At 62.6% G+C, this 12,594-nt stretch carries 12 protein-coding genes; 5 read left to right on the forward strand and 7 right to left on the reverse strand.

Annotation, left to right across the window (positions count from 1 at the left end):
- Window positions 1–83: 83 nt before the first annotated feature.
- The 3 genes from pyrE to rpoZ form a co-directional block, all read right to left on the reverse strand.
- A complete protein-coding gene (pyrE, locus tag MESOP_RS26305; RefSeq protein WP_013896380.1) occupies window positions 84–662 on the reverse strand; it encodes an orotate phosphoribosyltransferase in 579 nt (192 codons plus the stop codon).
- A gap of 147 nt (window positions 663–809) precedes the next feature.
- Window positions 810–3,038: a RelA/SpoT family protein gene (locus tag MESOP_RS26310; RefSeq protein WP_013896381.1), complete on the reverse strand. Its 2,229-nt coding sequence runs from the start codon at window positions 3,036–3,038 to the stop codon at window positions 810–812.
- Between the two features lie 133 nt (window positions 3,039–3,171).
- Window positions 3,172–3,573, reverse strand: coding sequence for a DNA-directed RNA polymerase subunit omega (gene rpoZ, locus MESOP_RS26315; protein ID WP_013896382.1), 402 nt, complete (start codon window positions 3,571–3,573; stop codon window positions 3,172–3,174).
- Between the two features lie 336 nt (window positions 3,574–3,909).
- Between rpoZ and MESOP_RS26320 the strand changes: the two genes are divergently transcribed.
- Window positions 3,910–4,491 (forward strand): LabA-like NYN domain-containing protein, encoded by a 582-nt coding sequence (locus MESOP_RS26320; RefSeq protein ID WP_013896383.1) that lies wholly within the window; start codon window positions 3,910–3,912, stop codon window positions 4,489–4,491.
- A gap of 11 nt (window positions 4,492–4,502) precedes the next feature.
- Window positions 4,503–5,159: a uracil-DNA glycosylase gene (locus MESOP_RS26325; protein ID WP_013896384.1), complete on the forward strand. Its 657-nt coding sequence runs from the start codon at window positions 4,503–4,505 to the stop codon at window positions 5,157–5,159.
- 34 nt (window positions 5,160–5,193) lie between these two features.
- Here MESOP_RS26325 and MESOP_RS26330 read toward each other — a convergent pair whose 3' ends face one another.
- Window positions 5,194–5,667, reverse strand: a complete 474-nt coding sequence (locus MESOP_RS26330; RefSeq protein ID WP_013896385.1) for an Lrp/AsnC family transcriptional regulator — start codon at window positions 5,665–5,667, stop codon at window positions 5,194–5,196.
- Between the two features lie 130 nt (window positions 5,668–5,797).
- On the opposite strand from MESOP_RS26330, the gene MESOP_RS26335 reads away from it, so the two are divergent.
- Window positions 5,798–6,697: a DMT family transporter gene (locus MESOP_RS26335; RefSeq protein WP_013896386.1), complete on the forward strand. Its 900-nt coding sequence runs from the start codon at window positions 5,798–5,800 to the stop codon at window positions 6,695–6,697.
- Window positions 6,698–6,785: 88 nt separating this feature from the next.
- Here MESOP_RS26335 and MESOP_RS26340 read toward each other — a convergent pair whose 3' ends face one another.
- The 3 genes from MESOP_RS26340 to dapA all read right to left on the reverse strand — a co-directional run bounded on the left by MESOP_RS26340 (window position 6,786) and on the right by dapA (window position 8,969).
- Window positions 6,786–7,496 (reverse strand): glycoside hydrolase family 25 protein, encoded by a 711-nt coding sequence (locus MESOP_RS26340; RefSeq protein WP_013896387.1) that lies wholly within the window; start codon window positions 7,494–7,496, stop codon window positions 6,786–6,788.
- A gap of 86 nt (window positions 7,497–7,582) precedes the next feature.
- Window positions 7,583–8,062 (reverse strand): SsrA-binding protein SmpB, encoded by a 480-nt coding sequence (smpB, locus tag MESOP_RS26345; RefSeq protein ID WP_013896388.1) that lies wholly within the window; start codon window positions 8,060–8,062, stop codon window positions 7,583–7,585.
- Between the two features lie 25 nt (window positions 8,063–8,087).
- A complete protein-coding gene (dapA, locus tag MESOP_RS26350; protein WP_013896389.1) occupies window positions 8,088–8,969 on the reverse strand; it encodes a 4-hydroxy-tetrahydrodipicolinate synthase in 882 nt (293 codons plus the stop codon).
- Between the two features lie 301 nt (window positions 8,970–9,270).
- Between dapA and MESOP_RS26355 the strand changes: the two genes are divergently transcribed.
- Window positions 9,271–11,346, forward strand: a complete 2,076-nt coding sequence (locus tag MESOP_RS26355) for a lytic transglycosylase domain-containing protein (protein ID WP_013896390.1) — start codon at window positions 9,271–9,273, stop codon at window positions 11,344–11,346.
- A 278-nt stretch (window positions 11,347–11,624) separates the two neighbouring features.
- On the forward strand, window positions 11,625–12,530 hold the full coding sequence (locus MESOP_RS26360; protein WP_013896391.1) for an alpha/beta fold hydrolase: 906 nt from the start codon (window positions 11,625–11,627) through the stop codon (window positions 12,528–12,530).
- The last annotated feature ends 64 nt before the right edge of the window (window positions 12,531–12,594 follow it).

Raw genomic sequence — 12,594 nt, forward strand, 5'->3', positions numbered from 1 at the left:
ACATCTTTGGGCGACATGCACCGTTTGTTTTCATGCATGTCGTCCTTCCCAAAACCGCTGCACACTTTGGGCGACATGCACGGTCAGATGTTGCGGCTGCCGGGCTTGACTGCCGGTATGGCGGCAAGCTCCGGCGGCAGCCGGTCCGCGGGATAGGCCGGGACCTCATACTCGGCCAACGCGATCAGCGGCACGCCGACATGGGTCTTGCCGGCCGAACGGTCGATGATGCAGGCGGCGGCGACCACTTCGGCGCCAAGCTCGCGCAAGCAGTCGATGGTTTCGCGGATCGACAGGCCGGTGGTGACGATGTCCTCGACAATGACGACACGCGCGCCGCGCGCGATCTCGAAGCGACGCAAGCGGAACTCGCCCCCTTCCCGCTCGACCCAGATCGCCGGCACGCCGAGATGGCGCGAGGTCTCGTAGGCCGGGATCAGGCCACCGATCGCCGGGCCGACGACATAGTCGATCTTGCCCGGCACCGCCGCGCGGATCTTTGTCGCCAGCGCCTTGCACAGCCGCTCGGTCTTGTCGGCGTGCATGAACACGCGCGCCTTCTGCAGGAAAACCGGGCTGCGCAAGCCGGACGTCAAGATGAAATGCCCCTCCAGAACAGCACCCGCCTCGCGGAAAATGCCCAGCACTTCATCGGTGTTCATTGTTCGCTCCAGTGAGTAGTGAGTAGTCAGTAGTCAATAGTCATTAGTCAGTAGTCAGTAGTCAGTAGTCATTAGTGAGTAGATGGTAGAGGGTAGAGGGTAGAGGGCAGAGCACCTCCTTCACCATTCACTACTCACTACTCACTATCACCCATTCACACGCCGTGCATCGCTGACGCTCGAATTGTCCTTGAGCTGCGACAGCAGCCGGTTGAGATGCTTCAGATCCCAGACCTCGAGATCGATCAGCATTTCGGTGAAGTCGGGCGCCGTGCGCACCATCGACAGCGTATGGATGTTGGCGTCGTTGGAAGCAACGACCTGGGCGATGTCGGCGAGCGATCCCGGCGCGTTGATAGCGGTGACCGAGACGCGTGCGGGAAACCGCTCCTTGGTGCGTTCGTCAATGTCCCAGCGCACGTCGATCCAGCGCTCGGGCTGGTCGTCGAAGGCCTGCAGCGCCGGCGACTGGATCGGATAGATGGTAATGCCGGTGCCCGGCTGGACGATGCCGACGATGCGGTCGCCAGGCACGGCGCCTTCCGGCGCGAAACGCACCGGTAGATCGCCGCGCACGCCGCGGATCGGAACTGCGCCGTCGCGCGGCTGGTCCTTGTCCTTGCGCGCGGCGCGGCCCGGTATCTGGAACAGCATGCCGGCGGCGTTGCGGATCTTCGACCAACCCTCCTCGCGCTGTTTGGGCGCTGCCGGCGTGACACGCTCGTCCTTGTAGTCGGGGAACACCGCCTTCATGACGTCGGTCGAGGCCAGTTCGCCGCGACCGACCGAGGCCAGGACATCCTCGATGTCCTTGCGTGCCAGCCTGTGCAGCACCGGCTTCAGGCTATCCTTGGTGAAAGTCTTGCCGGCCCGTTCGAAGGCCCGCTCCAGAATGCGCGCGCCAAGGCCCGAATACTGCTTGCGGATGGCATTCTTGGTGGCCCGGCGGATGGCGGCACGCGCCTTGCCGGTGACGACGACGGATTCCCAGGCGGCGGGGGGCACCTGCGCCTTGGAGCGGATGATCTCGACCTCGTCGCCATTCTTCAGTTCCGTCATCAGCGGCATGATGCGGCCGTTGACCTTGGCACCGACGCAAGTGTCGCCGACATCGGTGTGCACCGCGTAGGCGAAATCGATGGGCGTGGCGCCGCGCGGCAACGCAATCAGCATGCCCTTCGGCGTGAAACAGAACACCTGGTCCTGGAACAGCTCCAGCTTGGTGTTTTCGAGGAAATCCTCGGGATTGTCGCCTTCGGCGAGTTGCTCGATGGTGCGCCGCAGCCAGGCATAGGCGTTGGTTTCCTTCGAGATCGCGGGAGCGGCACCGTTCACCTTGCCGCCGGTATCCTTGTAGATGGAATGGGCGGCGACGCCGTATTCGGCGATCTTGTTCATCTCGCGGGTGCGGATCTGCAGTTCGACACGCTGGCGCGAAGGGCCGACGATGGTGGTGTGGATCGAGCGGTAGTCGTTCTGCTTCGGCGTCGAGATGTAATCCTTGAAGCGGCCGGGAACCATCGACCATGTGGTGTGGATGGCGCCGAGCGCGCGATAGCAATCCTCAACCGTATCGACGACGACGCGGAAGCCGAAAATGTCGGACAGTTGCTCGAAGGACAGGGCCTTGGCCTCCATCTTGCGGAACACCGACCACGGCTTTTTCTGGCGGCTTTTGACGCCAGCATTGATCGCATGCTTCTCGAACAGCGTAGACAGCGCCTTTTCAATGTCGGTCAGCACGCCCTTGTTGCGCTCGAAGATCTCGGCAAGCCGTGCGGTGACGGCGCGATAGGCTTCCGGATTGATGAAGCGGAAGGCGATCTCTTCCAACTCCTCGCGCATGCCTTGCATGCCCATGCGCCCGGCCAGCGGCGCATAGATGTCCATGGTCTCCTCGGCGATGCGCAGGCGCTTGGCCTCCGGCATATGGTCGAGGGTGCGCATGTTGTGCAGGCGGTCGGCGAGCTTGACCAGAAGCACGCGGACATCCTCCGAGATGGCCAGCAGCAGCTTGCGCAGGTTTTCCGCCTGCTCGGCCTTCTTCGACACCAGGTCCAGCTTCTTAAGCTTGGTCAGGCCCTCGACCAGCTTGCCCATTTCCGGGCCGAACAGATCGTCGATCTCGGCCCGCGTCGCCGTGGTGTCCTCGATGGTGTCATGCAGCAGGGCGACCGCGATGGTCGCCTCGTCCATGTGCATTTCGGTGAGGATCGCCGCGACTTCGAGCGGATGCGAAAAATAGGGATCGCCGGAAGCGCGCTTCTGGTGGCCATGCTTCTGCATGGCATAGACGTAAGCCTTGTTGAGCAATGCCTCGTTGACGTCAGGCTTGTAGCGCTGAACGCGCTCGACAAGCTCATACTGACGCATCATGGGCGGAATCTCTCGGCGATGAAATGAATCATGCGCCGCACTGCTGTACGGCGCATGTCATAGATAACCACGAAACTGCCAGGACGGAAGTGCGGAAGATTATTCCAGCACCCCCCGGAACAGAAGCTCGCTCTTAGTAGTCGTCGCTCTTTTCCGGCGGCACCAGACCCTCGATGCCGGCCAGCAGGTCTTCCTCGGTCATCCGGTCGAACGTGACATTCTCCTCGGCGTCGTCGGTGTCGGCGGCCGCAACGGCACCGCCGGTCTGGTCGGCGATCACTTCGCCATCGGCCTCGGGCTCATCGACCTCGACATGCTTCTGCAGCGAGTGGATCAGATCTTCCTTGAGATCGTCGGGCGACAGCGTCTCATCGGCGATCTCGCGCAAGGCGATGACCGGGTTCTTGTCGTTGTCGCGCGGCACGGTGATCTGCGCGCCCTGGCTGATCTGGCGAGCGCGGTGGCCGGCAAGCAGCACCAGCTCGAAGCGGTTGTCGACCTTGTCGATGCAATCTTCAACGGTTACGCGGGCCATGGATTGCCCCTTTCATGCCTGGATTTGACGGAAAACAGGCGCGGTCCATAACCCGAACGCCGCCGAAATACAAGCTTCTTGGCAATGGCGGCGCTATTGGGCGCTCAATCCCCTGTTTAGACATTGGATTTGGCAAAGTCGGGGGATTTGGCAAAGTCGGGCCGCCCCCTTCGTTCGGCGATCACAATTGCTTGCAGTGGCCCATCACGCCTTGGATTGCCACCAAACTGGCGTTATCTCGGATGGACAAGGTCAGCCGGTTTATTATGAGCCTGACCGATAGTCGCTACCGCATTTCGTTTAGACGGCCCGCATTTTCGAAAAGGAATATTTTCCATGTTCGACCCTCGTGAAAAAATCGCCCTGTTCATCGACGGTGCCAATCTCTACGCCACGTCGCGGGCGCTCGGCTTCGACATCGACTATCGCAAGCTCTTGTCGAGCTTCCAGAAGCGCGGCTATCTCCTGCGCGCCTATTATTACACGGCGCTGGTGGAGGATCAGGAATACTCGTCGATCCGCCCCTTGATCGACTGGCTCGACTATAACGGCTTCAAGGTGGTCACCAAACCCGCCAAGGAATTCACCGACTCGACCGGCCGCCGCAAGATCAAGGGCAATATGGACATCGAGCTCACGGTCGACGCGCTGGAGCTCGCCGATGTCGTCGACCACTATGTCATCTTTTCCGGCGACGGCGACTTCCGCACGCTGGTCGAGGCGCTGCAGCGGCGTGGCCGCAAGGTGTCGATCGTCTCGACCATGGCCTCGCAGCCGCCGATGATATCGGACGACCTGCGCCGCCAGGCCGACCATTTCATCGACCTGGTGACGCTGAAGAACGAGGTCGGACGCGATCCCTCGGAGAGGCCCGTGCGCCGGCCCGAGCCGGCCGAAGTCGACGAGGACGACTACTGAGGCCGGTCGCCTTGACGGCCCTTTCCGCTTCCGAGCCGGACCGCGACTGCCCGCTCTGTCCACGGCTGCACGACTTCATCGCCGAATGGCGGCAGCGCGAGCCGTCCTGGTTCAACGCGCCGGTACCGACTTTCTTGCCGCCGGAAGGTGACGCCGCGGTTCGATTGCTGATCGTCGGGCTGGCGCCCGGCCTGCGCGGCGCCAACCGCACCGGGCGTCCCTTCACCGGCGACTATGCCGGCGACCTGCTCTACTCGACGCTGATCGCGCACGGTTTTGCACGTGGCGAGTTCAAGGCGCGGCCCGATGACGGTCTGGAGCTTGTCGGCACGGCGATCACCAATGCGGTGCGCTGCGTGCCGCCGGAGAACAAACCCGTGGGCGCCGAGATCGCCACTTGCCGGACGTTCCTGGTGCCGACGATCGCCCGCTTCCCCAATTTGCGCGCCGTGCTCGCACTGGGATCGATCGCCCACCAGTCGACGGTCCGCGCGCTGGGCGGGCGTGTCGCCGCCTACCCTTTCAAGCATGGCGGACAATTGCCGGCCGGCGGCATCACGCTGTTTTCCAGCTATCACTGCTCTCGGTACAACACCAATACGGGTGTGTTGACGGAAGCGATGTTCGTCAGGGTGTTCAGCGAGATCGCGGAATTCCTGGAGAATTGAGGTCACCGTGGGGCCGCAGGTCTTCGGCACCGACTCACACCGGCAGCAGGGCATCCGGTTTCACGTCGCCGATCGAGGCATAGGTATGTGTCTCCTTCACTCCGGGAAGCGGCAGGATCACGCGCTTGAGAAAGTCCTGGTAGTCGGACATCTCGGCAATGCGCGCCTTCACCAGATAGTCGAAGCCACCGACGACCATATGGCATTCCAGAACCTCGGGCGCCTTGGCCACGGCTTCGGCGAAGCGGTCGAAGATATGCGGAGCCGTGTGATCGAGCCGCACCTCGATGAAGACAAGCGTGCCGCGGCCAATCTTTGCCGGATTGAGCACGGCCCTGACGGCGGTGATGAAACCATCGCGGAACAGGCGTTTCACCCGCTGGCTGGTGCCGGTCGGCGACAAGCCGACGCGCGCCGCCAGATCGAGCGTGGTGCGGCGTCCGTCTTCCTGCAGCAGCCGCAGCAGACTGCGATCGATAGCGTCGAGTTCGCCTGATTCAAGATTCACGTTCCAACTGGCCCATTTGCGCGAATTTCACTCAACTACCAGGAAATTAACATATTCAATCGCCGGTTTCCCCGCAATATCCTGCGCTTATGCCGCAACAGTCAAACTGTCCGGCGGTGATGTTTTATGGATGGCAGGCGTGGCGGAAAACACGGGAAAAGCGAGGCTGGCAATCATCGCCGGGCTGACCATGATCGGCATCTATGCCGTGCAATTCGTCGCCGCCCGCTTCAGCCTAAGGGAACATCTGACGGTGACCGACATGGCGACCCTGCGCTTTGCGGGTGCGGGTGCCGTCTTCCTGCCGATCATCTGGCGAAACGGCTTCCAACAGTTGAAGGCATTGGGTTGGCGGCGGGCCCTGACCTTGGCGGTGCTGGCCGGATTGCCTTATCCGCTGATCATCAATTGGGGCCTGATTTATGCGCCTGCCGTCCATGGCGCGGCACTCTGCCCTGCCTCGATCGTGTTCTTCTCGTTCCTGCTGTCGCTTTTCCTGGAACGCGCTTCGCAGCGGCGGACCATCGGCGTCGCCACCATCATCGCCGGGCTGTTGCTGTTCATCGCGCCGGCGCGCGCCGGCAGCCATGAGGTTCTCCTCGGCGATCTCTTGTTCATAGGATCGGGCCTGATGTTCTCCGCCTATGCAACTCTTGTGCGGCAATGGCGCATCGATCCGGTCACGGCCACCGCGGCCGTCGTTTTTCTATCGTGCCTGCCGTTGCCGTTTCTCACCCTTTTCGCGCCGAGCGGCCTCCATGCCGCGGCAGGCGCGGAAATCGCCGGCCAGGTCATCATCCAGGGCCTTCTTGCAGGTGCGGCCGCCATGTTCCTCTACACCTACATCGTCGGCCAGATCGGGTCGCAGGCGGCATCGCTGTTTATGCCGGGAGTGCCGATCGCCACGGTGATGGTCAGCATGGCCGTGCTTGGCGAAACCCCGACGACCGTCCAGTTCGCGGCGATCGCGATCATGGCCGCGGGGATGGGGTTTTCAGCGACCGCGGGGCGTTCTGCCCAGCAAGCCTGACGGCGACGCCACCCCAATCGTCATTGAGTTCAATGACATGGACGGGCTTATGAAGAAACAGATTCGGGCGCCCCAGTCGTTCAACACCTCAATGCGCGGATGCAAGCAGCGCCGCCAATCTCTCCTGCCCGCCCTGGAGAACGTTGAGGTCGACATCGCCCGCGATCCCGTCGATGCGGCCCCTGTTGTGATACTGCCAATAGACCCAGTCGTGGCGATCCGGCTCCACGAGCAGCGAGCGAAGCCAAAGCGGACGAGCCGCGATCTGCCCGGCATAGGCTGCCTCGGCCTCATCCGTCAGATAGACGATCGCCGGCTTGCCGAACGCGGCCTCGACAGGTCCGAGGAAGGCCTGGAGTTCGGCATTCAACTGTTCGGGCGACGGGCGCTGCGGACAATTGCCGCCGAACTCGACGTCGACGACCGGCGGCAGCAAGGGCTGATCGCGTGGCACGACCGAGATGAAATTCTTCGCCTGATCGGCGCCGGGCCGGCAGAAGGTGAAGAAGTGATAGGCGCCGACGGCAAGGCCGGCCGCGCGAGCCTCCCGCAGATTGCGATCAAAGGCATCATCAACATGATCGCCGCCCTCGGTCGCCTTGATGACGGCGAAGGCGACATCATCGGCGGCAACGCGCCGCCAGTCGATCTGGCCCTGATGATGGGAAACGTCGATGCCTCTGAGCGGATATTTGCCGCGGTCGGGAGAATAGGCGCGGAAGTAGAGGAAGCCGCCTCCGGCGACCAGAGCCGCGAGAACCAGGGTAACCGAACTCCAGAGGATGATCCGGTTCTTCAAGGCGATCCTCTTTGGTGGTTGCAGCCCCTTGCTGTCCGAAACTTGGAAGCCAACCCGGCTTTTATAGGGCTATCGCCCGATGTTTCTCACCCGCGCTCCTTCAAAAGCCGGCCCTTTTCACGCGACCAGTCGCGCTGCTTCTCGGTCTCGCGCTTGTCGTGCAGCTTCTTGCCGCGACCGACGGCAAGCAGCAGCTTGGCGCGGCCCTGGTCGTTGAAATAGATCTTCAGCGGCACCAGGGTCATGCCTTCGCGGTCGACACTCTGCGCCAGCTTTGCCATCTCGCGCTTGTTGAGCAGGAGTTTGCGGCGGCGCCTAGGCTCGTGGTTGAAGCGGTTGGCCTGCAAATATTCCGGCAGGTAGGAGTTGATCAGCCAGATCTCGCCGCCCTCGACCGAAGCGTAGCTGTCCTGGATATTGGCCTGGCCCTGGCGCAGCGACTTGACCTCGGTGCCGGTCAGCACAAGGCCAGTCTCGATCGTGTCGAGCACCTCATAGGAAAACCGCGCCTTGCGGTTTTCCGCAACGGTCTTGTTGTTGGGATCGGCTTTTCTGACTTGATTCATGATGCGGAGAGGTGGCGCCTCATCCCTAATTAATCAAGCCGGCGTGCTTCATGGCCGCATCGATCTTTTCAGCTGTCGAAGGCTCGACCGTAACCAATGGCGAACGCAGCACGTTCTCGACCTTGCCGAGCTTCGACAGCGCGTATTTGGCGCCGGAAACGCCGGGCTCGATGAAAATGGCCTTGTGCAGCGGCAACAGACGGTCCTGCAATTCCAGTGCCTTGGCGCTGTCGCCGGAGAGCGTCGCTTCCTGGAACTCGGCGCAGAGCCGCGGCGCGACATTGGACGTCACCGAGATGCAGCCGACACCGCCATGCGCGTTGAAGCCGAGCGCGGAGGCATCCTCGCCGGAAAGCTGGATGAAATCCTTGCCGCAAGTCATGCGCTGCTCGGAAACACGCTCGACCTTGCCGGTCGCATCCTTGACGCCGACGATGTTCTTGAAGTCATGCGCCAGCCGTCCCATCGTCTCCGGCATCATGTCGATGACCGAGCGCGGCGGGATGTTGTAGATGATGATCGGCAGCTTGGTCGCCCTGGCGACGGCGGCAAAGTGCTCGTAGAGCCCGCGCTGCGTCGGCTTGTTGTAATAGGGCGTGACGACCAAAGCGGCATCGGCGCCGGCCTTCTCGGCATATTGCACGAGCCCAACGGCCTCATCGGTGTTGTTGGAACCGGCGCCGGCGACGACAGGAGCGCGGCCCTTGGCCACCTCGATGCAGACCTTGACGACGTGGCGATGCTCGTCATGCGACAGCGTCGGCGACTCGCCCGTGGTGCCGACCGGGACCAGGCCCGCCGTGCCCTCGCCGAGCTGCCATTCGACAAACGCGCGAAAGGCTTTCTCGTCGAAACGCCCGCTCTTTTCGAACGGTGTCACGAGCGCAGTAAGCGAGCCTCTCAGCATATCGTCCAACTCCTTGGGACTTCTTTGTTTGTGCATGTCGTTGTCCCAAACCCGGTAACCACTTTTGGGCGACATGCATCGGTGTTTTGTCGATCGGTTTGTCGTGCGCGCCTTCTAGCCGAAAGCGAAGCGGCGCACCATAGTCTCGACATGGTTGCGCGGCAAGCATTGCCGTGGTGCCAGCAAGCGCAATTCGAACGGCCTCGATAAGCTTTTGTTTACGAGCCCTTCACGACCTAAGTTTAGGCTTCGAGGCATCTTCGCCTGCTGGTAAATGCCAGAGCAAGGAAAGACATAGATCATGCCGGCCAATCGGCCCCATTTCTTCGCGCTGCTTGGCGCCATTGCCGTGCTGGTGCCCGGCGTGGCGATCGGCGGCAGCGTCGATGTGCGGGTCACCTCGGCCATCCCCATGCCGGACGTGCAAACCCCCAACCTGCAAGACCCGAACCTGCAAGACCCGAACCTGCAAGACAAGGCGCAGCAGGATCCCTCTCCCAGCGTCGCCCTGCTGAAAAGCGGGCTGGATGCACTGGCGGCCGGCGATATTCCCCGCGCTCGCGGCGTGCGTGACGCCCTGCCCGCTCACGCACTCGACCAGCACATCCTGGCCTGGGCGATCGCGCTTTACGGCGGGGACAAGGTTCCGAGCGGCGATATCGCGGCCGCCGCGAAGATGCTGCCCAACTGGCCGGGCACGATTGCCCTGCGCAAGAACAGCGAGCGCGCTCTCTATCGCGAGAACCCCGCTCCCGACATCGTCGTCCGGGCGTTCGATGGCAGCCAGCCGCAGACATTCGAAGGCGTGATGGTTCTGGCCCGCGCCTATGTGGCATCCGGCGATACCAAGGCGGCGCGCTCGGTGCTGTCGCCGTTCTGGCGCACGGCAATCCTGGAAGCCAAGGACGAGACGGCGCTGATCAAGGAGTTCGGCGGCCTGATCCCCGCCGCCGACCATCGCTTTCGCATGGAGCGCATGTTTTATGCCGACCGGGTGAATTCCGCCCTGCGCGTCGCCGGCCTTGCCGGCGCCCAGCAGCTGGCGGACGCCTGGGCCGCCGCCGACAGGGGCGACAAGAACACGCCGAAACTGCTCAAGGCAGTGCCGGTGGCGCAGCGTTCGGCCGGTTATTTCTTCGCCCAGGCCGAATATTTGCGCAAGCAGGAGGATCTTGCCGGCGCCGCCGCCATTGTCATGAAGGCGCCGACGGACCGCGAGGCACTTGTCGATCCGGACGCCTGGTGGGTCGAGCGCCGGGTGCTGTCGCGTGAGTTGGTCGACCAGGGCGACATGAAGACGGCCTACCGGATCGTCGCCATGCATGCCGCCGAAAGTGCTGCCAATGCGGCGGAAGCCGAATTCCATGCCGGCTGGTATGCGTTGCGCGGCCTGAACGACCCCAAGCTCGCCGCAACGCATTTCACGCGCATCGCCGACCTTGCCCAGGGGCCGATGACCCTGTCGCGCGCCTATTACTGGCTCGGTCGTGCCGCGGAAGTCGGCGGCCCCGGCAATGCCAAGGATTATTTTGGGCGTGCGGCTGATTATGGCACGACATTTTACGGCCAGCTTGCCGCCGAACGTGTCGGCCGGCAGGCGCTGAACATCGTCTATCCGTCGCCAAGTGCGGCCGACCGGCAGAACTTTGCCGGCCGTGAAGCGGTGAGCGCCATCAAGCGCCTGCAGGAAGCAGGCTACGATCGCTATGCCGAAACGCTCTATCGCGATCTTGCCGGACAGTTGACCAGCCCCGGCGAACTGGCGCTGCTCGCTGTCCTTGCCGAGAAGCAGGACAACCATTTCATGGCGCTGAAGGTCGGCAAGATCGCCGGCGCGCGCGGCATCGATGTCGGTGCGCTGTCGCATCCGCTCGGCGTCATTCCCGATTCGGCCGACATTTCCGGTTCGGGCAAGGCGCTGGCTTATGCGATCGCCCGCCAGGAGAGCGAATTCAACGTCGGAGCCGTGTCGAGCGCAGGAGCACGCGGGCTGCTGCAGCTGATGCCGGGAACTGCCAAGCAATTGGCGAAGAAGGCCGGATTGCAATTTTCGCAGACACGCTTGACCACCGATGCCGGCTACAACGCCACGCTTGGCTCGGCCTTCCTCGGCGAACAGCTCGACCGCTTCAACGGCTCCTATGTGCTGACCTTCGCCGGCTACAATGCCGGTCCGACCCGCGCCAGCCAGTGGGTGGCGAAATACGGTGACCCACGCGGCAAGGATATCGATGCCGTGGTGGACTGGATCGAGCGGATTCCCTACACGGAAACAAGAAGTTACGTGCAGCGTGTGATGGAGAACTACGAGGTCTACAAGATGCGTATTTCCGGCAAATACGACATCGTTGGAGATCTGGTGAACGGACGGAGTTGAGGGCAAGCTCACCGACGCCGAAGCTGCCGATCTCCCCCCTTGCGGGGGAGATGCCTGGCAAGGCAGAGGGGGGTGCCGTCCCTCGGCCTATCAGTTAATTTGTTGACTCATTCCGAATTAGCCAGTCAAGATTGGCGATCCTTCACACCCCCCTCTGGCCTGCCGGCCATCTCCCCCGCAAGAGGGGAGATTGGCAGCTTCGGCGTCGCGCCTTCATTTGACCGCTCCTGCACTCATCTGTAGCAGTCGGAAACAAGCCGGCCAGGAGTCTTTTTCCGATGTCGAACCACGAAGGCTTTTCCGACTTCTTCTACGCCGCGCCCGATGGGCTGAGACTTCATGCGCGCGTCTATGGCGACGCAAATTCCGGACACTGGCCGGTCGTCTGCCTGCCTGGCCTGACCCGCAACGCGCGTGATTTTCACGAGCTGGCGCTGCGTCTGTCTACAGGACCCGATCCACGCAAGGTGGTTGCCTTCGACTATCGCGGACGCGGGCAGTCGGCCTACGATCCCGATCTCAGCCACTATAATGTCGGCACCGAGGCCGGCGACGTGCTTGCCGGGCTGGCAGCGCTCGGCATCGAGGAGGCCGCGTTCATCGGCACTTCGCGCGGCGGGCTGATCATTCATGGGCTCGGCGCCCTGCGGCCAGCCGCGCTGAAAGCCATTGTTCTCAATGACATCGGGCCCGTGATCGAGCCCGCCGGCCTCGCGCATATCCAGTCCTACCTCGAACGCACGCCGAAGCCGAAGACCGTCGCCGAGGTAACGGATGCGCAGCGCAGCGTCCACGGCAAGGATTTCCCCCTGCTCACCGACGCCGACTGGACCCGGATGGTAGGGGCGCTCTACCGCGAGACGGATCAAGGGCTGTTGCCGGATTTCGATCCGAAACTGGTCGACACGGTTGCCGGTCTCGACCTGTCTCAGCCATTGCCGGCGCTGTGGCCGCAGTTCGATGCGTTGGCGGCGATCCCCTTGCTCGCCATACGCGGCGCCAATTCAAGATTGCTGTCGGTGGACACGCTGCGGCGGATGCGAGAGCACCATCCGATGATGGATACGATCACGGCCGAGGGCCAGGGTCACGCCCCTTTCCTCGAAACAGGCAGCTTGCCCGACGACATCGTGGCTTTTCTCGCCTGTGCGGAAAGGCAGGAAGGCTCGAAGCAAGAAGCCTAGGATCAAATCTCGATACCAGGCTTCTATTCTTGTTCGACTAGCCTACTATTCTTGTTCGACTGAT

This window comes from Mesorhizobium opportunistum WSM2075 (assembly GCF_000176035.2).
GTDB lineage: Bacteria > Pseudomonadota > Alphaproteobacteria > Rhizobiales > Rhizobiaceae > Mesorhizobium > Mesorhizobium opportunistum.

What these genes read in the sequence shown, in the direction of transcription:
- smpB (WP_013896388.1), bottom strand. Translation starts at nt 8,062, where the DNA reads ATGAATCAAGTCAGAAAAGCCGATCCCAACAACAAGACCGTTGCGGAA.
- MESOP_RS26320 (WP_013896383.1), top strand. Translation starts at nt 3,910, where the DNA reads ATGTTCGACCCTCGTGAAAAAATCGCCCTGTTCATCGACGGTGCCAAT.
- MESOP_RS26360 (WP_013896391.1), top strand. Translation starts at nt 11,625, where the DNA reads ATGTCGAACCACGAAGGCTTTTCCGACTTCTTCTACGCCGCGCCCGAT.
- MESOP_RS26355 (WP_013896390.1), top strand. Translation starts at nt 9,271, where the DNA reads ATGCCGGCCAATCGGCCCCATTTCTTCGCGCTGCTTGGCGCCATTGCC.
- MESOP_RS26335 (WP_013896386.1), top strand. Translation starts at nt 5,798, where the DNA reads ATGGCAGGCGTGGCGGAAAACACGGGAAAAGCGAGGCTGGCAATCATC.
- dapA (WP_013896389.1), bottom strand. Translation starts at nt 8,969, where the DNA reads ATGCTGAGAGGCTCGCTTACTGCGCTCGTGACACCGTTCGAAAAGAGC.
- rpoZ (WP_013896382.1), bottom strand. Translation starts at nt 3,573, where the DNA reads ATGGCCCGCGTAACCGTTGAAGATTGCATCGACAAGGTCGACAACCGC.
- MESOP_RS26310 (WP_013896381.1), bottom strand. Translation starts at nt 3,038, where the DNA reads ATGATGCGTCAGTATGAGCTTGTCGAGCGCGTTCAGCGCTACAAGCCT.
- pyrE (WP_013896380.1), bottom strand. Translation starts at nt 662, where the DNA reads ATGAACACCGATGAAGTGCTGGGCATTTTCCGCGAGGCGGGTGCTGTT.